Origin of the sequence: Neobacillus niacini (genome assembly GCF_023715415.1) — a bacterium.
Taxonomy (GTDB): domain Bacteria; phylum Bacillota; class Bacilli; order Bacillales; family Cytobacillaceae; genus Neobacillus; species Neobacillus niacini_C.
Window position 1 is genome coordinate 110,447 of the sequence record NZ_JAMBOB010000008.1, and the last position, 21,338, is coordinate 131,784.

The 21,338-nt window shown below is 37.5% G+C and carries 21 protein-coding genes; 19 read left to right on the forward strand and 2 right to left on the reverse strand.

Features of this window, described 5'->3' with window-relative positions:
• Nucleotides 1–28: 28 nt before the first annotated feature.
• The 12 genes from M3189_RS19295 to M3189_RS19350 all read left to right on the forward strand — a co-directional run bounded on the left by M3189_RS19295 (nt 29) and on the right by M3189_RS19350 (nt 11,329).
• Nucleotides 29–1,201: a sulfite reductase subunit alpha gene (locus tag M3189_RS19295; protein WP_251636720.1), complete on the forward strand. Its 1,173-nt coding sequence runs from the start codon at nt 29–31 to the stop codon at nt 1,199–1,201.
• Nucleotides 1,202–1,613: 412 nt separating this feature from the next.
• Nucleotides 1,614–2,537, forward strand: coding sequence for a cysteine synthase A (gene cysK / locus M3189_RS19300; RefSeq protein WP_251636722.1), 924 nt, complete (start codon nt 1,614–1,616; stop codon nt 2,535–2,537).
• Between the two features lie 148 nt (nt 2,538–2,685).
• Complete coding sequence (locus M3189_RS19305) at nt 2,686–3,948, forward strand: MFS transporter (protein WP_251636724.1); 1,263 nt, start codon at nt 2,686–2,688, stop codon at nt 3,946–3,948.
• Nucleotides 3,949–4,388: 440 nt separating this feature from the next.
• Nucleotides 4,389–5,096, forward strand: coding sequence for a M48 family metallopeptidase (locus M3189_RS19310; protein WP_251636727.1), 708 nt, complete (start codon nt 4,389–4,391; stop codon nt 5,094–5,096).
• Nucleotides 5,097–5,144: 48 nt separating this feature from the next.
• Complete coding sequence (locus M3189_RS19315; protein ID WP_251636729.1) at nt 5,145–5,666, forward strand: DUF1456 family protein; 522 nt, start codon at nt 5,145–5,147, stop codon at nt 5,664–5,666.
• A gap of 5 nt (nt 5,667–5,671) precedes the next feature.
• Nucleotides 5,672–6,343: a response regulator transcription factor gene (locus M3189_RS19320; protein ID WP_251636731.1), complete on the forward strand. Its 672-nt coding sequence runs from the start codon at nt 5,672–5,674 to the stop codon at nt 6,341–6,343.
• Nucleotides 6,344–7,738, forward strand: coding sequence for a HAMP domain-containing sensor histidine kinase (locus tag M3189_RS19325; RefSeq protein ID WP_251636734.1), 1,395 nt, complete (start codon nt 6,344–6,346; stop codon nt 7,736–7,738).
• Nucleotides 7,739–7,850: 112 nt separating this feature from the next.
• Entirely contained in the window at nt 7,851–8,906 is a 1,056-nt protein-coding gene (locus M3189_RS19330) for an ABC transporter permease (RefSeq protein WP_251636736.1), read from the forward strand.
• 2 nt (nt 8,907–8,908) lie between these two features.
• Nucleotides 8,909–9,607: an ABC transporter ATP-binding protein gene (locus M3189_RS19335; RefSeq protein WP_251636738.1), complete on the forward strand. Its 699-nt coding sequence runs from the start codon at nt 8,909–8,911 to the stop codon at nt 9,605–9,607.
• Nucleotides 9,607–9,996, forward strand: a complete 390-nt coding sequence (locus tag M3189_RS19340; RefSeq protein WP_251636740.1) for a hypothetical protein — start codon at nt 9,607–9,609, stop codon at nt 9,994–9,996. The genes M3189_RS19335 and M3189_RS19340 overlap by 1 nt, the downstream gene beginning before the upstream one ends.
• A gap of 287 nt (nt 9,997–10,283) precedes the next feature.
• Nucleotides 10,284–10,583 (forward strand): hypothetical protein, encoded by a 300-nt coding sequence (locus tag M3189_RS19345; RefSeq protein ID WP_251636742.1) that lies wholly within the window; start codon nt 10,284–10,286, stop codon nt 10,581–10,583.
• 182 nt (nt 10,584–10,765) lie between these two features.
• The gene (locus tag M3189_RS19350) at nt 10,766–11,329 is read left to right on the forward strand and encodes a tyrosine-type recombinase/integrase (RefSeq protein WP_251636744.1); all 564 of its coding nucleotides are present in this window, start codon (nt 10,766–10,768) and stop codon (nt 11,327–11,329) included.
• 197 nt (nt 11,330–11,526) lie between these two features.
• Here the strand turns inward: M3189_RS19350 and M3189_RS19355 are convergent, their stop codons facing one another.
• Nucleotides 11,527–12,210: a universal stress protein gene (locus M3189_RS19355; RefSeq protein WP_285889753.1), complete on the reverse strand. Its 684-nt coding sequence runs from the start codon at nt 12,208–12,210 to the stop codon at nt 11,527–11,529.
• A 156-nt stretch (nt 12,211–12,366) separates the two neighbouring features.
• On the opposite strand from M3189_RS19355, the gene M3189_RS19360 reads away from it, so the two are divergent.
• The 7 genes from M3189_RS19360 to mnhG are packed head-to-tail and all read left to right on the forward strand — an operon-like array spanning nt 12,367 to nt 18,192.
• Complete coding sequence (locus tag M3189_RS19360) at nt 12,367–14,787, forward strand: Na+/H+ antiporter subunit A (RefSeq protein ID WP_251636749.1); 2,421 nt, start codon at nt 12,367–12,369, stop codon at nt 14,785–14,787.
• A complete protein-coding gene (locus tag M3189_RS19365) occupies nt 14,771–15,196 on the forward strand; it encodes a Na(+)/H(+) antiporter subunit B (RefSeq protein ID WP_251636751.1) in 426 nt (141 codons plus the stop codon). Before M3189_RS19360 ends, M3189_RS19365 begins: the two co-directional genes overlap by 17 nt.
• Nucleotides 15,196–15,534, forward strand: a complete 339-nt coding sequence (locus M3189_RS19370) for a Na(+)/H(+) antiporter subunit C (protein WP_251636753.1) — start codon at nt 15,196–15,198, stop codon at nt 15,532–15,534. The genes M3189_RS19365 and M3189_RS19370 overlap by 1 nt, the downstream gene beginning before the upstream one ends.
• Entirely contained in the window at nt 15,527–17,017 is a 1,491-nt protein-coding gene (locus M3189_RS19375; protein ID WP_251636756.1) for a Na+/H+ antiporter subunit D, read from the forward strand. Before M3189_RS19370 ends, M3189_RS19375 begins: the two co-directional genes overlap by 8 nt.
• 41 nt (nt 17,018–17,058) lie before the next feature.
• Complete coding sequence (locus tag M3189_RS19380; RefSeq protein WP_251636758.1) at nt 17,059–17,538, forward strand: Na+/H+ antiporter subunit E; 480 nt, start codon at nt 17,059–17,061, stop codon at nt 17,536–17,538.
• Nucleotides 17,535–17,819 carry a Na(+)/H(+) antiporter subunit F1 gene (locus M3189_RS19385; RefSeq protein ID WP_251636767.1) on the forward strand — a complete coding sequence of 95 codons (285 nt, stop codon included), beginning with the start codon at nt 17,535–17,537 and terminating at the stop codon, nt 17,817–17,819. Before M3189_RS19380 ends, M3189_RS19385 begins: the two co-directional genes overlap by 4 nt.
• Nucleotides 17,797–18,192 (forward strand): monovalent cation/H(+) antiporter subunit G, encoded by a 396-nt coding sequence (gene mnhG / locus M3189_RS19390; protein WP_251636769.1) that lies wholly within the window; start codon nt 17,797–17,799, stop codon nt 18,190–18,192. The genes M3189_RS19385 and mnhG overlap by 23 nt, the downstream gene beginning before the upstream one ends.
• A 19-nt stretch (nt 18,193–18,211) precedes the next feature.
• Here mnhG and M3189_RS19395 read toward each other — a convergent pair whose 3' ends face one another.
• Complete coding sequence (locus M3189_RS19395; RefSeq protein WP_251636771.1) at nt 18,212–21,295, reverse strand: efflux RND transporter permease subunit; 3,084 nt, start codon at nt 21,293–21,295, stop codon at nt 18,212–18,214.
• Nucleotides 21,296–21,338: the final 43 nt, after the last annotated feature.

The following is a 21,338-nucleotide window of genomic DNA, read 5'->3' on the forward strand; positions in this document are numbered from 1 at the left end:
TATAATACTTTTGGAGGTTGAAATAATTATGCAACTAACTTTGGAAAACACAAATACCAAAAGTGACAAACTTCCATTTTCAAGGACGAATCCTTTTCAAGCGAAGGTCCTAAAAAATATTAATTTAAACGGGTCAGGTTCTACTAAGGAAACGAGACATATTGAATTATCATTAAAAGGTTCAGGCCTTTCTTACAACCCTGGTGACGCACTTGGGATTGTCCCTTCAAATGACCCGGAACTTGTAGCTGCCATTCTTGAAGAGATGCATTGGGATGAAGAAGCGGTCGTAACGGTTGGTAAGCAAGGTGAAACACTACCGCTTGGAAAAGCGCTAACAGACCATTGTGAAATTACATTGTTGACTAGGAAGATTCTACAGCAGGCAGCTGGGCTTACAGATAATACTGAGCTGCAAAATCTAGTATTAGCTGAAAATGCAGACCAACTTAAGGAATACTGCTATGGGCGTGATTTGCTTGATATGCTGCGTGAGTTTGGACCATGGAAGGCAACTGCACAGGATATCGTTTCATTATTACGAAAAATGACTCCTCGTCTCTATTCAATTGCAAGCAGCATTGCCGCGAATCCTGATGAGGTTCATCTCACCATTGGTGCTGTACGATACACTTCGCACAACCGTAATCGAAAAGGTGTTGCTTCTATTTTATGTGCAGACCGAGTTCAGGAAGGAGATCTGCTTCCTGTCTTTGTTCAAGCAAATAAACATTTTCATTTGCCGGATTCTCAAGATAAAGATATTATCATGGTTGGTCCAGGGACAGGCATTGCACCATTCCGTTCTTTTATACAGGAACGTGCAGTGAATAAAGCAGAGGGCCGTGCATGGCTGTTTTTTGGGGATCAGCATGAGGCGGTGGATTTCCTTTATCAAAATGAATTGGAAAAATATCAACAGGATGGAGTTTTGACAAGGGTCGATACTGCATTCTCACGTGATTCAAATCAAAAAGTATATGTACAGCATAAAATGCTTGAAAATAGCAAGGAATTATTTGAGTGGTTTAAAAATGGCGCATACTTCTATGTTTGCGGTGATAAAGAACGTATGGCAAAGGACGTTAACGAAGCAATCATTAACGTGATTGAAAAAGAAGGTGCCATGTCCAGAGAAGACGCCGAAGCATATCTTAAAGATATGCAAAAGCAAGGACGTTATCAACGTGACGTGTATTAAAAGTCATGTAGACCTTTGGGGACTGTTCGAGACCACTAAAAAAGTGATAGCTTAGAACAATGAACACGAATTATCCTTAAATAAAAGGAGGCAGTTATCTACATATTGTAGGTGATTGCCTTTTTGTTTTCAAAGATTGACTTTTTCAGCAATCTTGGAGGGTTCTTAAGACCAAAAACATGATCATGAGAACTGTCCCCATGACCATGTTTCATTCATGTTGATTGTTTTTTTTTAGGTAGTATAATAAAATTATCTAAAATACAGAGTAAACGAATAGGGATTTAATGGTTTATTAAATAAATAGGTTCAATGTATATGATTGAATGAAGGGCATAATGATAGTTGTATTCCCCCATAATGATTTACAGTAGGGGATTTTATTAATTTATATCGAAAGGCGGAAAGGGCGTTGAAACTTTACAGATCCATACTTGACTTAATTGGAAAAACTCCGATTGTAAAATTAAATAAATTACCTAATCCAACTGGCGGGAAAGTGTATATAAAATTGGAATCGTTTAACCCTGGAGGAAGTGTAAAAGATCGTGCGTCCATTAATATGATTGAAACTGCAGAAAAAGAAGGGAAATTAATACCAGGAAAGAGTACCGTTATCGAGCCGACTTCTGGTAATACTGGTATTGGAATTGCTATGGTATGTGCGGTAAAAGGATATCGCTGTATCATTACAATGCCTGATAATGCGACAAAAGAACGAATCAAAATCATGAAAGCCTATGGAGCGGAAGTCCACCTAACTCCAGCGAGTTTACGGATGCAAGGGTCTATTGATGAAGCAAACCGAATAGCTGAATCTATATCTGATTATTTTATTCCTATGCAATTTGAGAATCCTGCAAATGCCGATGCGCATCGTGAAACGACTGCAGTTGAAATTTTAGAAGCGTTTGAAGGGAAATTGGATGCTCTTGTGTTGACGGCAGGAACAGGTGGAACAGTTACAGGGGTAGGAGAAGAGCTGAAAAAGCATATACCTAACTTAAAAATCTATGTAGTAGAACCGTTTGGATCACCTGTGTTATCAGGCGGTGAGCCTGGGCCGCATAAAATCCCAGGGACGGGACCTGGTTTTATCCCAACCATTTTAAATCGCTCTATTTTTGATGAAATTTTGCTTATTAAGGATGAAGATGCCCAAGTGACAGCACGCCGACTGGCTGCAGAAGAAGGAATCTTTGTAGGTGCATCAGGAGCATCTTCCGCCTATTTTGCTGTTGAGGTAGCAAGTAAACTTCCATCTACAGCAAGAGTTCTATGTTTAGCTCCGGACACGGGAGAACGTTATCTGTCCTCTGACTTATTTCAGGCATGATTTTTTAGAACGCATTCAAATATCCCTACAGAATAAAGGTAACTTCCCTCGAAGGGTATTACCTTTTTTTATGCTTTTTTAAAACTATGTTTCTACACTCACGGTAAATCCATATATATAGGAGTAAAAGCTAACAGGGGTAGATATCATGGACAAACAAAATAGCCGATTTAGATGGGTTGTATTTGCTACTGTTTTGTTCACATATGTAATAATGGCGAGTCAGCGAACCGCTCCGGGATTGATTACTGACCAAGTGATGAGCGAGTTTAATGTAACAGCATCAACGATTGGATTACTGACAAGTATTCAATTTTTTGTATACACGGGTTTGCAAATTCCAATGGGAGTTATGGCTGATCGGTATGGACCTAATTTTTTTCTCATTATAGGTGCAATCCTAACGGGTTTAGGTACAATCATTTATAGTCTGGGGACGCATGAATTTGTCCTGTTTTTTGCCAGAATTCTTACGGGGATAGGGGACGCGACTATTTGGGTCAATATGGTGTTGATTTTGGGCCAATGGTTTAAAGTGAAGGAATTTGTTCGCTTAATTGGTTTTGCGGGAATGGCTGGAAGTCTGGGATTCCTCTTGGCAACCGTTCCATTTACCGCATGGATTGGTTTTCTAGGCTGGAGGCCGGCATTTTTTTCTGTGGGGCTATTATTGTGTCTATGCGGGATACTTCTTTATTTTGTCCTCATATACAAACTAAAACCACCTAATGAGCCGAAAGCTGCCAAAAATGAGATCCACCGTGAAAAAACAATGGCCGTAATTCGTAGAATCTTTTCAGACCGGCAGGCATGGGCTTTATTCTTTTGTCATTTTGGAATTGTCGGCGCATATGTGGGATTTATCGGTTCATGGGCAGTACCTTATGGGATGAATGTGTATGGAATGACCCGTTCAGATATTAGCCAGCTTATTATGATTGGTATGATTGGGGCACTGTTGGGCGCTCCGCTGACTAGTTGGCTTTCAAGTCGCTTGGGAACAATTAAACGCCCATATGTTATTGTTCATACCACTATTTTGGTGTGTTGGGCAGCATTTCTTTTATTCAAAGGGAATCCCCCATTGTTCATGCTCATTTTACTGCTTTTTATTATTGGCTTTGGGTTTGGAGCAAGTGCTTTAACCTTTGCTGTCGTCCGTCAATCATTTCCTATCATTGATTCTGGGGTTGTCTCTGGGTTTGCGAATACGGGTGGATTTCTAAGTGCAGCCCTGCTGCCCAGTATTTTTGGAATGGTCTTAGATTATTTTCAGATTGCTTCAGGCAGTATGGTTAAGGGATACTTCTACGGTTTTATTACTCCAGTTATCTTCTCTATGATTGGCTTGATCGGAGTATGTTGTATTAAGGAAAAGCGTATTGAAGCAGAAAAACCAGAAGTAAGCTAAAATTTCTTGTGGAATTTCGCTAAAATTTATACTCATTTTATCGCTTGAACCATTGATATAAAGGGATTTCTTATGAATCTAATCAAACGTTTGATTGATATCGAAATATGAGGAAATTGATATAGTTTGTTGATTTTTAGTTTTTATACAGAGAATAATCGGTTGGTTAATATGTAAGTAATTATTTCCTCGACAATTATTGCATGGGAAATTAGCCTGGAACTCCTACAAACGAAGAGCTTGGCCTGCTTTTAATCAAACGATTAATTAACATACAATAGCATTGAATTTTGTTGTTATATAGGTATATATAGTAGTATAAGAGTAAGCATGTTTACATTCATAATTGAGTTAGAGTAGAATTATTACTTCTACTCTAATTTTTTTTTTGAAATTTATGACCAGGAGAGAACCGTCCCCTTGGTCCCCGAGGTGATAAGATGATTCATACCTATTTAGGTCAGAGTATTAACTTTGAGATTAAGTATAAAAGGCGTACATCGATGAGCATTCATATAGATGGTACTGGATATGTTGAAGTCCATGTTCCTAAAGGGATATCCGATGGACGCGTGATTCTAGCATTAGAGGAAAAATGGGATTGGATTCAGCTAAAACTTAAAGAAATGAAGGATAGAACCCTTGGACCAACGGTGAAAACCTATGAGCATGGGGAGAGCTTTCTTTATTTAGGAAAAGAATATCCCATCCAAATTACTCAAGATACGGAAGCCCAACAAGACTATGCTCGATTTGAAGAGGAAAAGTTACATATAGTTGTGAAACAACTTGAAGATGAAAAAGTAAAACAAGCTTTAAAACGGTTTTACTATCAGCAGTGCAAAATGTTAGTAGAAAAGAGTATTCGTTCCTATCAAAGTAACTTTAAAGTAAAACCACGTTCTATCCGTATTACAGACAATAAGACCAATTGGGGAACCTGTGATTCCAAGCAGCAGTTAACCTTCAATTGGAGGCTGGGGATGGCACCACAAAAGGTAATCGACTATGTCGTCGTCCACGAAATGTGTCATATGGTCCACCTGAATCATGATCGCTCCTTTTGGCGTCTTGTGGGTAAAATAATCCCAGATTATGAGGAGCAGGAGAACTGGTTAGCTTTATCAAGCTGGAAAATGACTGTCTAATTTTTGAAACGGATATACTAAAATAGCTATTATATTGGAGGTTTAATCATGGAGAATAATGATATATTAATTCGATTACGGTATGCGCTGGATATTAAAAATACAGATATGGTTGAGATATTTAAACTAGGCGGCATTGATGTAACAAAAGATGACGTGCTCAAAATACTGACGAAACCAAATGACAGTTACGATGACGAAGATTACTATTATGATGATTTAACGGAGGATGAAGAGTACATTAAGTGTACGAACAGCATGTTAGAGTCATTTTTAAATGGTATTATTACGTTTAAAAGAGGTAAACAAGAACCAAAGCCCGGTCAACCTGATTCACCTCCTCCTGCAAAGAGTAAAGAAAGTGTCAACAATTTGCTATTAAAGAAGTTGAAGATAGCATTGGCATTAACTAGTGAGGATATGCTCGATATCTTTGAAAAAGCAGGAATTACCGTAACAAAAGGTGAATTAAGCGCGTTTTTAAGAAAAGAAGGTCATAAGAATTATAAGCAGTGCCTTGATAAATACGCCCGGAATTTCTTGAAAGGCTTAGCCATTGTATATAGGTGAGTTCCATGAAGAGGATTTTAGTTGTTGATGATGATCAGCATATCCGTTATTTAGTTAAGGATTTATTAATGAAAGAAGGTTACAAGGTTTTAGAGGCAGCAGATGGAGAAGAGGGGCTAAAGCTTGTTGAGAAGGAATTGTGCGACTTAGCTATCATAGATATCATGATGCCGAAAATGGATGGTTACAGTTTGACCAAAGAACTCCGCAAATTTAATGATATCCCTATCATTTTGCTTACTGCCAAGAGCCAAATTGAAGATAAGGAAAAAGGATTTCACTCAGGAACAGATGACTATTTAGTAAAACCCTTTGAGCCAAAGGAATTGCTTTTTAGAGTAAATGCCCTGCTAAGAAGGTACGGAAGGTTGAATGAATCCGATATAAAAATAGGAAATCTTTTTATTAATAAAAAGAGTTATGAAGTGGAAATAGCTCAAAAAACGTATATGTTACCTTTAAAGGAATTCGATCTACTGTACTTCCTGGCCTCCTACCCTAATCAGGTTTTCAATCGAAATCAATTGATTGAGCAAGTCTGGGGATTGGAATATGAAGGTGACGAAAGGACAGTGGACGTTCATATTAAACGTTTAAGAGAAAGATTTAAGCATGTATCTGAAGTGATTTTCATTAAGACCATTAGAGGTGTAGGCTACTCCTTGGAGGTCCAGTAAATGAAATCCCTTTATGGTAAGTTTGCGCTTACGACCATATTCATTATGGTGCTTAGTGGAGTTTTATCCTTTGTTATTTCAAATGTGTATTATCAACATTCGCTTAAATCCCAAAATGATTTTAAAATCACAAATTTTGCATTGGAGATTTCGGAATATATTGAGAGGAATCCAAACATTGATTTGAATGATTACTTGGAGCATATTGGGTCGATTGGTTATCAACTATATACCATTAATAATCATGGGAGAGAACAGTTTTATGGAACTAACTACCGGGAAAGAAGCCTTTCAAAGAAGGCAATTACCGCTGTTCTTGCTGGTGAAATTTATCATGGTATTGAGCATTTTCCTCATAAGACATTTGTTACCGGATTTTTTGCCAATGAATTAAAGAATAGTGTTGGAGTTTCTTTTACATACCAAAAACGAAAATTTGCTTTATTCATCCGTCCTGATATTAAATTGATGTTTAATGAGATGCATTTATTGTTTGCCTGGCTTTTGCTTACTTCCATTTTATTAAGTATTTTATTTGTTTTAATAAGCTCGAACTACTTAGTAAAACCAATTGTCAAATTAAATCAGGCAACCAAAGTCTTATCTGAAGGGAATTTCACGATTCATTTGGATATTAATCGAAAAGATGAAATAGGTGACTTAGCCGGAAACTTTATGAATATGTCAAGAAAGTTGGCCAAAGTAGATCAGTTAAGAAAAGAGTTTATATCAAATGTCTCCCATGATATCCAATCACCCATTACAAATATAAAAGGGTATGTGAATTTACTAGACGATGAGGGACTTTCAAATGAGAAAAAGAAAAATCACATAAAAGTAATCCATTCGGAAATCAACCGTTTATCTAATCTCTCAAAACAGCTGCTCCTTCTTTCATCGATTGAGAGCAAGAAGGATTTAATCGACATAAAAGAATTCGACGCAGCAGGTCAAATAAAAAGTGTTATTGAACAATATCGCTGGAGAATAAATGAAAAGCAACTTATGCTGAGCTACTCCCTTCCAGAAACAAAAATGAAGGGGGATCCTTTTTTGTTACATTCGGTTTGGGAAAACCTATTAACCAATGCAATAAAATATAATGTGGAGAATGGCAGTATCGATATTACCTTAACAAGCACTCATGACTCTATTGAAGTCCAATTTAAGGATTCAGGAATTGGGCTGGAACATGAGCAAATAGAGCGAATCTATGACCGCTTTTACCGAGCAGATCCTTCAAGATCTAAAGCGGTGGAAGGAACAGGTTTGGGGCTTTCAATCGTTCAAAGTATTGTACAAATGCATAAAGGAAAAATAGAAGTAGAAAGTGATAAAGATTTTGGCACTACTTTTACAGTTATTCTTCCCTGCAAAGGTCCGCCGAATCAGTAACCTATAGAATTGTAATTTGAAATTCATCTTCCGTTCATATTCATAAGGTACACTCTTTATGAAATCATGAAAAGGGAAGGTGAATTTTTTGTTATCTCACTCCATAAAAGAAATGATCTTTTATAAGGTTCGATATTTACTCATCTTATTTATATTGTTTTTTATAGCATCCTTAGTATTTATTATTAACGGATTAGCAAATGGCTTGTCTATGGACAATGCCTCCTCAATTAAAAAAATGAACGCAGAATCCTTCTTTCTTGATAAAGATTCTGAAAACCGTATCGATCGTTCTAAGTTAACGATGGGAGAAATTAGTGAGGACGATTTTTCTGCTAACATGCAGCCCCTCGGCATCAGTATGACTTCAATGGGTATAGAAAAATCCGATAAGGATATTGAAGTGACTTTAATGGCAATCAATTCAGCAAGTTTCCTTGAACCTATTGCTAAAGAAGGAAAGGGATTAAGTAATAAGAAAGTCAATGAGGTAGTTCTTGATGATTCATTGAAACAAGAAGGAATCAAATTAGGTCAGAAATTAAGGGATGAAAAATCTGGAGTTTGGCTTGAGGTCATTGGGTTCACAAGCAATCAAACCTTTAGTCATACGCCCGTTGCCTTTATCACTTTTGACACTTGGAAAGAAATTAATCTCGAACCATTCTATAGCGCCATTGTCGTTCAAAATAGCAGCGATTCGATGGAGGATATTTCAAACAAAGTTAATGATGGAGGTTGGATAGAAAAAGAATTTGTTGTAAAAGGAATTCCGGGATATGAAGCAGAGCAAAATTCATTGTTTATGATGCTTGCCTTTTTAATTGTCATTGCGGTTTTCGTATTGGGTGCCTTTTTCTACATCATGACCATCCAAAAGACGAATCAGTTCGGAATATTGAAAGCCATCGGGGCTAAAACAGCCTATTTATGTAAATCGACCCTGTTACAGGTAATGATATTGACGATGATTAGTTTGATTGCTGCAGTTGGATTTACCTGGGCCATCTTTTTGGTTCTTCCAGAGGATATTCCGTTCCTTTTTGATCCTATTCAAATAGCGAAATTCTCAGGAATCATCGCGATTGTTTCTATATTTGGAAGTTTACTATCAACTTTTAATATTATTCAAGCAGACCCAATTCAGGCAATGGGAAGGGTGGAATAATCATGCAAAGCCAATATCCACTTAGTTTAAAAAGTGTTACTAAAATGTATGAAGATGGCGATAAGACAGCCATTATCCTAAAGGACCTATCATTTAATATAAAAAATGGAGAAATGATTGCGATTATAGGTCCTTCTGGGTCAGGGAAAAGTACATTTCTATCGATAGCCGGTGCTTTGTTAACACCTGATGATGGCGAAGTGATTGTTAATGGTGTTACTATAAATAATTGTAATGAGTCTGATAAAGCAAATGTCAGACTGAATCAAATCGGCTATATCTTTCAAACATCTAATCTAGTTCCCTATTTAAATGTGGAGGAGAATTTATTTTTCGTCCTTAAAATGGCCAAACAATGGAGTGTGGCATCAAAAGAGTTTTGTCATCTTCTTCTAGAAAAGGTGGGATTACTCAACAGGGCAAAGCACTATCCATACCAACTATCTGGGGGAGAAAAACAAAGAGCTGCGATTGCAAGAGCATTCGTAAACCATCCAGAAATTATTTTGGCAGACGAGCCTACAGCAAGTTTAGATTCCAGCAGAAGTTTAGCAGTTATGGAGCTAATTTCTAATATGGTAAAACAGTATAATAAAGCAGCCATTATCGTCACACATGACGAGCAAATTCTGCCATTATGTGATCGTATATTTACGATGAAGGATGGAAATTTAGTAGAAAAAGAGAGGGAATTCATATAATGAATATGAAATATAGTAATTTATTATTAAGGTTATCAGCGGTTTTCGGCTTAATCGGCGCCGTAATGGGAGGGCATATGGCAGGGTCGTATGATTATGCATTTAGACCTGTTCATGCTCATGTATTAGTTGTCGGCTGGCTTTCAATCTTTGCATGGGCGGTTTATTATCGGGTATTTCAACCAAGTGCGAAAATACTGTCAGCGTTACATGTGTATTCAGCGATCATTGGAGTTGTCGGTTTAACAGCGGGGATGGCACTAAATATTTTTAATTTCCTTCCAAGAGCAGCCAACTTAATCGTTTATATTGGCGGCGGAGCAACACTGCTGCTTAGTTTCGGCTTATTTTGCTTATTAACATTTACTCAAAAATCTGAAGGAAGATAAATACAATTAGAACCTTTTGAAAGGATTATCAATAAAATACAGGGGACAATATACTTCAAAATCATAAATCATTATGAGATAATAAGGATGAAAATATAATAATTGCTAAATAAGTAATAAGTTGTTTTTTTAGATGGAGTCTGTCACTCTGGGATCATTAAGTCCTATTGCGGCGGACTTTTCGTATATAGCAATTGTTTTGGTTCGTGACGATATTTTTATTTTAGGCTGCTCGTCAATATGAATGATTACTTCTCAATCATTATTTGAAAAGGAGGGAGTCAAACATGCACATCTATTATGCGGTTATTGGATTAACCTATCTTATCATCCTAGTTATTGCATATGCAGTTTCCATTTCCACAAACTCCGAAGAGGAAAAAAGCAGGGTAATCATCGATAGAGCTTTTAAAAATGCTTTTTCGATTCTCGCTTTTGGTCTCCTGGTGGTTTATGGCCTATTTCTCATTCCTCATATTACCCTAGATAATCAAATCACTTCCTATCTAATCCTAGCAAGTAAATTTATTTCTGTGTTTACACTCGGAGGAACTCTCTTTATATTAAATAAAAAAAGGTGCTTTTGAAAATGATAAAGGAAAGAAGAAATCATCCGTCTTCCATACGACGGATGATTTTTTTGTAAAAATATCTAGTGAAAAGTTCGATTAAATGGCGATTCAATTCTTTGTAATGTAACTTAGTCTATGTTATGTTGTAGTTATGTAACTTATATTGTGGAATACGTGGAGGTTCTAGGAGGCCGCCTATGGAGTATGTTGAGCCTATAAGAGACGTTGAAAGTATTAATGCGATAAAAGAAATATTACGGAAGCAGTCAAAAAGAGACCTTTTGCTTTTTGTTCTTGGAATTAATACTGGAATAAGAATTAGTGATTTACTTTCAATAAAGATTGAAGATATTTGGGATGGTACGGGGATAAAGGAGTTTTTGTATTTAAAGGAAACCACTAGTGATGAAACAAAAGCTTACTATCTAAATAATAACGTTAAACTTGCGTTTGAGGATTACTTGAAAACGTATGTTTTTAACGATAGTGATTATTTGTTTAAGTCCAAAAAGAATAATCAGCCAATCACCCGTCAGCAAGCATACCGAATTATTAATACAGCCGCAAAAGAAGTTGGGATTCCAGGTAAAATAGGTACTCATACACTAAGAAAAACATTCGGCTATCACGCCTATCGAAAAGGGATTGCCATTTCCATTCTAATGAGTATTTATCATCATCATTCTCCATCAGAAACATTAAGATATATTGGGATAAGTAAAAATGAGAAACCGTTGATCAAATTGGATGTAAATTTATAAATAGGCTGTGTTAAAGGATACTGTTGATTTTAGAACCTGTTGATTGGAGCGAAGCTGCGAGGAGGCTCACGGGCGAGCCCGCGGAAAGCATAGCGCCTGGAGCGCAAATCAACAGCCTAGTCTAACACAGCCTATAAATAAAAAAACCTCCAGTTGAGGTGAAGGAAATCACTTCATCTCAACTGGAGGAGATATTTTTATAAGAAGTCATCATCAGAAGATAAGTTCGTATCCATATCAACGTTTGTTAAATCCTTAACAATATTCTCATTTACTTGGACTTGTAATGTTTCCTTGTCCTTCATAAATTTGAAAATACCATTATTAAAATCAGTTCCGTATTCCTTAAAGAAAATCCCTTCAAACGCTATATCCTTTGTATGTTTAAAGATTAGGCGGTAGTTATTATTATCCTTAACGAGATACGCTCGTACACCTTTTTCGAAATGTCGATCAGGATTTTTTAGAAAACGGGCTACAGATATGATATGAAGATCAACAAATGGAATTTCACGGAGTAAAGAGTTAATAATCGACCCCTTAGCGATTTGTTCCCAACGACTTTGAGCAGTTTGACCGAGTATGATTTGTGTAATGTTCTTTTCTCTGGCAACCTCTGCAATCACTTTTGAAATCGGTCTTTGTTCATTATCCTTAATAATAAATGCGTCAGCACTATGCTCGGAAGCTAATTGTTTCCATCTAGCAATATAGTTTGATTTCTCTGCATCCAAATCATCAAATGGTTTAGGATCTACGGTTAGAATGTAAAGTGGACAATCTAGCATATTGGCAATTTTACAACCACGTTGGATGAGACGTTCACCATTAGGACCATAATAAACACATACGAGGATACTTTCGTCCATGCGCTCTTTCATTTTTTTCACTTTTCGTTCACCTCGGAATCGTAATTACTGAAACCCGATTATCGACCACTTTTAATAGACTATGTATGACTATAACCCATGCTACACTTTCAGTCAATCTAATTACAATAATGTAGTATTTTGTAAAAACTAATAGGGAGGGATATGATGTCTTCTTGGTTACACATTATGATTTTTATACCGTTTCTTTTTGCAATCGGTGTCCCCTATATTTATAAACAATTGACACCACGTATTCATACGGGATGGTTTGTCCTATCTATTCCTTTGGTGATATTTGCGTATTTATTCACTTATTTACCCAATATTTCAGAAGGGAATACTTTCACAGAAACTGTTCCATGGATCCCAGCCTACAATATTAACTTCATAACATATATGGATGGATTAAGCCTAATTCTCGGATTGTTAATTTCCGGTATTGGTACATTAGTTATCCTTTATTCTATTTTCTATCTGTCTAAACATCGGGAAGCACTTAATAATTTCTATGTGTATTTATTGATATTTATGGGAGCTATGCTCGGTCTAGTGTTTTCTGATAATATTTTTGTTTTATATGTCTTTTGGGAAACAACAAGTATTTCTTCTTTCTTATTAATTGCGTATTGGTATGAACGTGAAAAATCACGATATGGTGCACAAAAATCAATGTTGATTACAATTTTTGGCGGGCTGGCGATGCTGGCAGGCTTCATCATGCTTTCAATGATTACGGATACGTATAGTATTCGTGAAATGATAAGCAATTCAGCTGATCTATCAACGCATTCATTGTTTATTCCAGCCATGATATTACTATTAATCGGTGCATTTACAAAGTCAGCGCAATTCCCATTTAGTATTTGGTTACCCGATGCAATGGAGGCGCCTACCCCCATAAGTGCTTATTTACATTCTGCCACAATGGTTAAAGCGGGGATCTATTTAGTTGCGCGGATGACACCGATTTTCGGTGGTGCAGCAGAATGGTTTTGGCTTGTTTCAGGGGTAGGATTGATAACATTATTATATGGATCTGTAAATGCAGTGAGACAAACGGACCTTAAGGCTTTATTGGCCTACTCTACGATTAGTCAATTAGGGTTAATCATGAGCCTTCTTGGTTTAGGGTCTGCCTCCTTATATTATGGAGTTGGTACGGATTCCTCTGTATATGCCATGGCTATATTTGCTGCGATTTTCCACTTAGTTAATCATTCTACATTTAAAGGTTGTCTGTTTATGGTTGTTGGTATTATTGACCATGAGACAGGAACTCGAGATATCCGCAGGTTGGGGGGCTTGATGCATTTAATGCCTATATCTTTTACCCTAACCGTAATTGGAAGCTTTGCAATGGCCGGCCTGCCGCCATTTAATGGTTTTCTAAGTAAGGAAATGTTTTTTACTGCCGTTCTAAATGTATCAACAATGTCGGTGTTTAATGCAGATGCACTTGGTATAGCTATACCAATCATCGCTTGGATTGCTAGTGTTTTTACCTTTATTTATAGCATGATTCTTGTTTTTAAAACCTTTAGAGGGAAGAATAAGCCTGAAAAATTAGGCAGGGTAGTACATGAGGCACCGATTGGGATGTTACTTTCACCACTTGTCCTTGGTTCTCTCGTTATTATTATTTTCTTTTTTCCGAATGTCCTTTCACAATACTTAATAAAGCCTGCTATGAATGCAGTGTTACCTACACTGGCTGATACTGGTGAAATGAAAGTGAAAATTAGTGCTTGGCATGGCTGGAATACTGAGTTATTTATGACTTTTGGAGTCATCGGACTGGGCACATTGTTGTACATTTATTTGAAAAAATGGTATCGAATTTATCACCTATATCCGGAGAATTTCACGTTAAATAGTGTGTATGATCTTTGTCTTGTAAAAATGGAAAGCCTATCGAAGTTCATAACAGAGCGGTACATGACAGGGTTTATCCGTGATTATTTAATCTATATATTTTCATTTATCATCCTTGTTGTCGGGGGAGCGATGTGGTTCTTTGATGGATTTTCCTTTGACCCATCTAAAGATGCTCCTGCCAATATGTTTGAAGCGGGATTAATGACTGCGATGATCATTACGGCAATAACTGTACTGTTTTCAAAAACCCGGTTGACCTCCATTGTTGCTGTTGGTGCACTTGGATTTCTAGTCTCCTTTTTCTTTGTGCTATTTAGAGCACCTGACTTGGCATTAACGCAGCTAGTTGTGGAGACAGTTACAACTGCACTATTCTTGCTATGCTTCTATCACTTGCCGCAGTTGAGAAAGGAAGTAAGCCGTATACAGTTCAAAGCGGTAAATGCGGTCATCTCCATTGGGGTTGGTGTCGTTGTTACACTTGTTGCTTTATCGGCAAATGGCAACCGTTTATTTGAATCGATTTCAAGCTTTTATGAGAATTCCTATGAATTAGCAGGCGCAAAAAATATTGTAAACTCAATCCTCGTGGATTTTCGCGGTATTGATACGATGCTTGAGATTCTCGTTTTATGTATCGCTGGTATTGGTGTGTATACATTAATCAAGGTTAGACTTGGCGGGGGGGATAAAAATGAAGAAGCCAAATGATGTTATCATTCGAAGTGTAACAAAAGTGGCAGTCGTGATTATTTTTACGTTTGCCATTAATCTTTTTATCTCAGGACATCATTTTCCCGGTGGTGGATTTATCGGTGGCTTGGTCTTTGCTTCAGGCTTAATCCTGATGTTTTTAACATTTGATATGGAAACGGTTCGTCATAATATTCCCGTCGATTTTAAAGTGGTGGCTGCAGTAGGTGTGTTAATTGCTGTTTTGACGGGAGTAGGTGCGATGGTTCTAGATGCTCCCTTTTTATCTCAATCATTTGGCTACTTTGAGTTGCCGATATTCGGGAAGACAGAGCTTGCTACAGCAGTGATTTTTGATGTAGGGGTAGCTTTAGCGGTTATTGGAACATCTATGACGATAATAATGAGTATTGGTGATGATCGATAATGGAAACGTTAATGTCTATCCTTGTTGGTCTATTATTTGCCATTGGAGTTTACTTGATTTTGACGAAAACCTTATTAAGAATCATTTTGGGGACCTCGATTCTAGGTCATGGTGTCAATTTACTGATTATCACGATGGGAGGGTTAAAAAAGGGAGGGCCGCCGCTCTTAGGAATAAAGAATCTAACCTATGCAGATTCATTACCACAAGCCCTTTTATTAACAGCAATCGTAATTAATTTTGCAACAACAGCTCTTTTTTTAGTGCTGAGTTATCGTGCTTATAAAGTGTTAGGCACGGATGATACGGAACAATTGAGAGGTATTAAGGATGAATAATTTGGTCATTTTGCCAATCATTATCCCCATTATAGCGGGAATGATTATGGTGATCTTTAGAAAAAATATAAAATTGCAAAGATTTTTTAGTGTTTTATCTACAATAGCGATAAGCATTTCGACAATATTACTAATCACTCAAATTCATACGAACGGGATTCAAACTCTTCATTTAGGCGGCTGGAAAGCTCCCTTTGGGGTAAGTATGGTGGCTGATATGTTTTCAGCATTACTGATTCTTGTGACAAGCATCGTCTCACTTTGTTGTTTACTATATGCTTTTCACTCCATTGGAAAAGAGAGAGAAGCCAACTACTTTTACCCGCTCTTTTTGTTTTTAATTACAGGGGTTAATGGTTCCTTTATCACCGGTGATATTTTTAATTTATTTGTTTGCTTCGAGGTGATGTTGGTTTCATCGTATGTGTTGATTTCACTGGGAGGTACGAAAATTCAGCTAAGCGAATCTATAAAATATATATTGATTAACATCATCTCCTCCTTCCTTTTTCTAGTTGCTATCGCATTCCTTTATGCAATGACCGGCACACTGAATTTTGCACACCTCTCGATTCGTGTAGCCGAGATTGGACAAGAGGGTCTCATGACTACAGTTGCCATTTTATTTTTAATTGTATTTAGTTTAAAAGCAGGGCTTTTTCTCTTCTTTTGGCTGCCAGGCTCCTACAGTGCTCCTCCAACAGCGATTTCCGCTATTTTTGCCGCTTTGTTAACGAAGGTAGGAATCTATGCCATTATCAGAGTTTTTACACTGGTCTTTTATCATGAGCCAGAGGTGACGCATTTATTTATCGGAATATTGGCTGCGGCAACGATGCTATTAGGAGCAATTGGGGCAGTCGCTTTTTGGGATATTAAAAGAATATTAACCTATAACGTAGTTGTAGGTGTGGGATTTATTTTAGCAGGGGTTGCGTCCTATACAACAGAAGGGATGACGGGGTCTCTCTACTATCTGATTCACGATATGGTTGTGAAGGCGCTGATTTTCCTTTTAGGAGGAACAATCATACATCTTACTGGTACGAGTAAGCTGAAAGAAATAAGCGGTCTTATCCGCTTGCACCCAGGATTAGGATGGATGTTCTTTATTGCAGCATTGTCACTGTCAGGGATTCCGCCGTTAAGCGGCTTCCTAGGTAAAATTTTCATAACAGAGGGAACCTTTGAAGCTGGCTACTTATGGCTGGGTGGAATTGGATTGTTTACCAGCCTTATGGTCCTGTATTCGATCATGAAAATCTTTATGAATGTCTTTTGGGGGTATACCGACTTAACAGAGGAGAAAGAGAAAGGGACAACAAAGGGGTTAATGTTACCAATAGGTATCCTTACCATCATAACGATTGCGCTCGGATTAGGTGCACAAGGAATTCATGAGTACGTTGATATGGCGGTAGAAGGCTTAATGAATCCAAGTATATATATTGAAGCTGTCTTGGGTGGCAATCTTAGTCAATAGATCAAAAGTGTTATTTTGATTAATGAAAAGGGGTGATACCAATGCCCATGCAAGTATTAGTTAACTTATTAATTGGTGTAATCTGGATGTTTCTTCAGGATGATTGGAGTGTATTAACATTCTTTAGCGGTTACCTATTTGGTTTATTGGTGCTCTATATATTACGCAGATATCTTCCTACTAAATTCTATTTGGTCACATTACTTGCTATCTTTCAACTTTTTATTGTGTTTATTTATGAATTGTTTACATCAAGTATATTAGTGATTAGACAGATACTTCGTCCAAAAATCAATATTACTCCAGGTATTTTTACTTTGGAAACTGAGTTAGAAGGGGATCTGGAGGTTACCTTACTAGCCCTTCTGTTAACCCTGACCCCTGGGTCTGTGGTAATTGAAGTCTCTTCAAATAGTAAGAAGTTTTATATCCATGCAATGGATATCCCAGAATCAAGCAATGCAGCCCTCCAATCTAAAATTAAGTTTGAAAAGGCTATAAAGAAGGTGACACGGGCATGATACAGGGGATTTTAATTTGTTCATTAGTATTTCTTAGTTTTGCTATTTTTGCAACTATATTTCGTTTGGTAAAAGGACCTTCTGCGCCGGATCGAATTCAGGCGCTGGATGCATTAGGAATTAATATCATTTCTGGAGTTGCTATTTTTTCGGTATTTATAAGAAGTACTGGTTTTTTTGAAGTTATTTTATTAATTGGAATCCTTTCCTTTATCGGGACAATTGCCTTTGCGAGATATATAGAAAGAGGTGTGGTCATTGAGCGTAATAATTCCGAGTGAACACATTGCGGTTTTATTGATTTTGATTGGTACCATCTTTAGCTTTTTAAGTGCAGTCGGATTAATTCGTCTCCCTGATATATATACCCGTTCTCATGCACTTTCAAAAGGGTCAACGATGGGCGTTCTATTTACGCTTGTAGGAACTTTCCTTTTTTTCGTGCTAGAAGGATTTTTTAGTATTCGTTTATTTCTGGGTATATTCTTTGTATTTCTTACTGCACCTGTGGCTGGACATATTATTGTCAGAGCAGCGTATCGCTCAAATGTCCCTCTAGCTAAGGAAAGCGTACAGGATGACTTGAAGGATGTAATTGGTCTAGCAAAGGAAAACAGCAGAAATGATATGGAAAAAAACCCCTACAAGTTGTAAGACTTGTAGGGGTTTTTTGTTAGTCTTCTACTATATCTTTACGATTTTTCTTGAACATCTTCGATAACACTTCATAGACAATTGGGACAACAATTAGTGTTAATAATGTTGAACTTGCTAAACCGCCGATTACGGTAATACCAAGACCCTTCGAGATTAATCCGCCGCCGCCTGAGCCAATGGCTAATGGGATTAAGGCACCAATTGTTGCAATAGCGGTCATTAGGATTGGACGCAGACGGGTTGCACCAGCTTCTAGTACAGCTTCACGCATCGTCATACCGTCACGTTCCATATGAATAATTCTATCTACGAGTACAATTGCATTCGTCACAACGATACCGATTAACATCAACAGACCCATCATGACAGATACGGAAATGGTTTCACCTGCGATTAATAAACCGACAAATGAACCGATAACGGCAAATGGTAATGAGAATAGGATGGCAAACGGTGCGACACCTTCACGGAAGGTTACAACTAGGATAAAGTATACAATTGCAATCGCCGCAAGCATAGCCATTCCAAGCTGTGTGAATGTTTCCGTCATATCTGCCTGAACACCGGCAACACCAATGGTAACACCTTTCGGTAAATCTAATTTATCTATTTCTTTATCTACCTCAGCTGTTGCTTTAGAAATATCCTCATCAAGAATTTTTCCTGAAACTGTTGCATAGTATTCACCTTTGCTGCGGGCAAGGGTATTTAGCGTTGTGCCTTTTTCAACTGTTACTAATTCTGAAAGCGGCATCGTCGTACCAAGTGCTGTCGGTACTGGTGTTGCTAAAATATCGTCAATAGATTTTGGTTGAGCAGCTTGTTCCTGCTGAACGATAACTTCTAATTCATTACCATCCTTTTCAACCGTTGTTAATACATCTTGTGTTTTGGTTGGGTTTAACATCATGACGATTTGACCAGTTGTTAAACCATATTGCAGTAATTCATCTTGTTCTACTTTGAATGTATACTCAACGTATGCTTCCTCAGCACTTGAAGAAACATCTTCTAAGCGGTCATTTTTACCCATAACGCCTTCTACCATTTTTACAGCTTCATTTAGTTTATCTAAATCTTCACTGTAGAACGTGTAGCTAACTTCATTTGTTGACATCGACATAGCAGCGAAGTTTTGACTCTTCCATTCGCCGGATTGTCCGATGTTAAACACATATTCTTCAATTTCTTCACGAACTTCAGGGAAGTTTTCCATTTCAGGGTCAAAGATAAGGTACATTAGCGCACCATCACCGCCGCCGCCCATCATCGCAGCCATCGGATCTCCACTTTCGGTAATAGATATCTGAACAATGTCGATATCCCCACGTTTTAGCATTTCTTCTTCAACTGCTTCAACGTTTGCTAATGTTTCATCCTTTAGCTCACCTGCTTTTGGTGTGTACGTTAAGTACATAACCTTTTCTTCTTCACTGCCCATAAAGCTAAAACCGATTAATGGTGTTAATGCCAAACTGCCTGCTAACAACACAACCGCAATAACGGAGGTAATCACTTTATGGTTCAGTGTCCATCTTAGGATGCCTTTGTACCAGTTCGCTAACTTACCAACTTCTTTATGGCTGCTTTCAGTTTTTTCGCTGTATAATTTTTTCTTAAATAAGAAGTGTGACAATGCAGGAACGATGGTAATCGCAACAATTAATGAAGCACCAAGAGCAAATGTCATCGTTAGTGCGAACGGCATGAATAGCTCACCGACCATACCGCCAACGAAGATAAGAGGTGCAAATACTGCAACCGTTACTAATGTTGATGACAGGATTGGTTTGAACATTTCAATTGTAGCTTCACGAACAAGTGCACGACCTGTTAATTTTTCTTCTTTTAAATGAAGGCGTCGATAGATATTTTCAACTACTACGATTGAGTCATCGATTACACGGCCGATGGCAACCGTAACGGCACCGAGCGTCATAATATTGAGCGTAATCTCCATCCAATTAAGCAGCAAGAATGCCATGAAAATAGAAACTGGAATCGAAACGATTGATATAATGGTTGATTTAATATCACGTAGGAATAAAAGAATAATTAAAACGGCAATTAAACCACCAAATAGTGCTTTTTCCACCATCGTTTTAACCGATTCTTCGATTGGTGCACCTTGGTCGAGTGATACATCGATGACAAGACCATCGATTTTTTCCTTTTGTTCATCGACTAAATCCTTCACACTGTTTACAACATCTACAGTGTTTGCTTCTTGGCCTTTAACAATTTGAATGGCAATCGCATTTTCACCATTTGTACGTGAAATCGATTGTACTTTACCAACTACTTTAATCTCAGCGATGTCGCTAAGCTTCACAAATGGAGAAGGCTGCTCTGCTGATGGTGTTACAGGAATAAGCATTTCCTTTAATTCATCAGCGGTCATGAACTTTCCATCGATTGCTACTGCTTGTTCGCCCGCTTCAAATTCGTAAAGACCTAATGAAACTGCTAGGTCACTTGCTTGGATCATTTGTTTGACAGTATCTTCCTTTAAACCATATTGAGCCATCTTTGCTTCGTCATACGTTAACTCAACTTCTTCGATATGTTGACCAGTAATGGTTGCGGAGGCAACACCATCAATCTTCTCGATTTTTGGAAGAATAATGTCTTCAACGGTGGATGTTAATTCTACGATATCCTCAGTTGTACTGCTTATACTAAGTGCCATAACCGGCATCATATTCATGCTAATGGCTGTAATAATTGGTTCTTGTGCATTTTCTGGCAGCTTAACGGCCTCTAAAGCAGATTTTAATGCGCGATTTGCTTCGTCCATATCTTCACCGTATTCATATTCCACTTGAATACTAGCCATGTTCGCATTTGAGTTGGAATAAACGGATTTTACACCTTTTAAGTTTTCTATTGCTTTTTCTAAAGGTTTGGAGACATCTTCCATTACTTGCTCTGGAGTTGCCCCAGGATATACGTCCATTACCATTAAGTATGGTATTGAAATATCTGGAATGGTCTCCATATTCATTTTAGTACCTGAATAAATACCAGATACCGTAATAATGATTGTAAGTAACCATACTGCTAGTTTGTTTCCTAGAACAAAGTTAACTAAACCTTTCACACTTACACCTACCCTTAATTGACTTATCTAACCCATTTATTTA

Excerpts from the sequence above, each read along its gene's own strand:
- M3189_RS19315 (WP_251636729.1), top strand. The coding sequence starts at position 5,145 with ATGGAGAATAATGATATATTAATTCGATTACGGTATGCGCTGGATATT.
- M3189_RS19355 (WP_285889753.1), bottom strand. The coding sequence starts at position 12,210 with ATGAAAGAGCGCATGGACGAAAGTATCCTCGTATGTGTTTATTATGGT.
- M3189_RS19345 (WP_251636742.1), top strand. The coding sequence starts at position 10,284 with ATGCACATCTATTATGCGGTTATTGGATTAACCTATCTTATCATCCTA.
- M3189_RS19320 (WP_251636731.1), top strand. The coding sequence starts at position 5,672 with ATGAAGAGGATTTTAGTTGTTGATGATGATCAGCATATCCGTTATTTA.
- M3189_RS19330 (WP_251636736.1), top strand. The coding sequence starts at position 7,851 with ATGATCTTTTATAAGGTTCGATATTTACTCATCTTATTTATATTGTTT.
- M3189_RS19340 (WP_251636740.1), top strand. The coding sequence starts at position 9,607 with ATGAATATGAAATATAGTAATTTATTATTAAGGTTATCAGCGGTTTTC.
- M3189_RS19295 (WP_251636720.1), top strand. The coding sequence starts at position 29 with ATGCAACTAACTTTGGAAAACACAAATACCAAAAGTGACAAACTTCCA.
- M3189_RS19380 (WP_251636758.1), top strand. The coding sequence starts at position 17,059 with ATGCCCATGCAAGTATTAGTTAACTTATTAATTGGTGTAATCTGGATG.
- M3189_RS19385 (WP_251636767.1), top strand. The coding sequence starts at position 17,535 with ATGATACAGGGGATTTTAATTTGTTCATTAGTATTTCTTAGTTTTGCT.
- M3189_RS19360 (WP_251636749.1), top strand. The coding sequence starts at position 12,367 with ATGTCTTCTTGGTTACACATTATGATTTTTATACCGTTTCTTTTTGCA.
- M3189_RS19365 (WP_251636751.1), top strand. The coding sequence starts at position 14,771 with ATGAAGAAGCCAAATGATGTTATCATTCGAAGTGTAACAAAAGTGGCA.
- M3189_RS19335 (WP_251636738.1), top strand. The coding sequence starts at position 8,909 with ATGCAAAGCCAATATCCACTTAGTTTAAAAAGTGTTACTAAAATGTAT.
- M3189_RS19375 (WP_251636756.1), top strand. The coding sequence starts at position 15,527 with ATGAATAATTTGGTCATTTTGCCAATCATTATCCCCATTATAGCGGGA.
- M3189_RS19310 (WP_251636727.1), top strand. The coding sequence starts at position 4,389 with ATGATTCATACCTATTTAGGTCAGAGTATTAACTTTGAGATTAAGTAT.
- M3189_RS19325 (WP_251636734.1), top strand. The coding sequence starts at position 6,344 with ATGAAATCCCTTTATGGTAAGTTTGCGCTTACGACCATATTCATTATG.
- M3189_RS19350 (WP_251636744.1), top strand. The coding sequence starts at position 10,766 with ATGGAGTATGTTGAGCCTATAAGAGACGTTGAAAGTATTAATGCGATA.
- M3189_RS19305 (WP_251636724.1), top strand. The coding sequence starts at position 2,686 with ATGGACAAACAAAATAGCCGATTTAGATGGGTTGTATTTGCTACTGTT.
- M3189_RS19370 (WP_251636753.1), top strand. The coding sequence starts at position 15,196 with ATGGAAACGTTAATGTCTATCCTTGTTGGTCTATTATTTGCCATTGGA.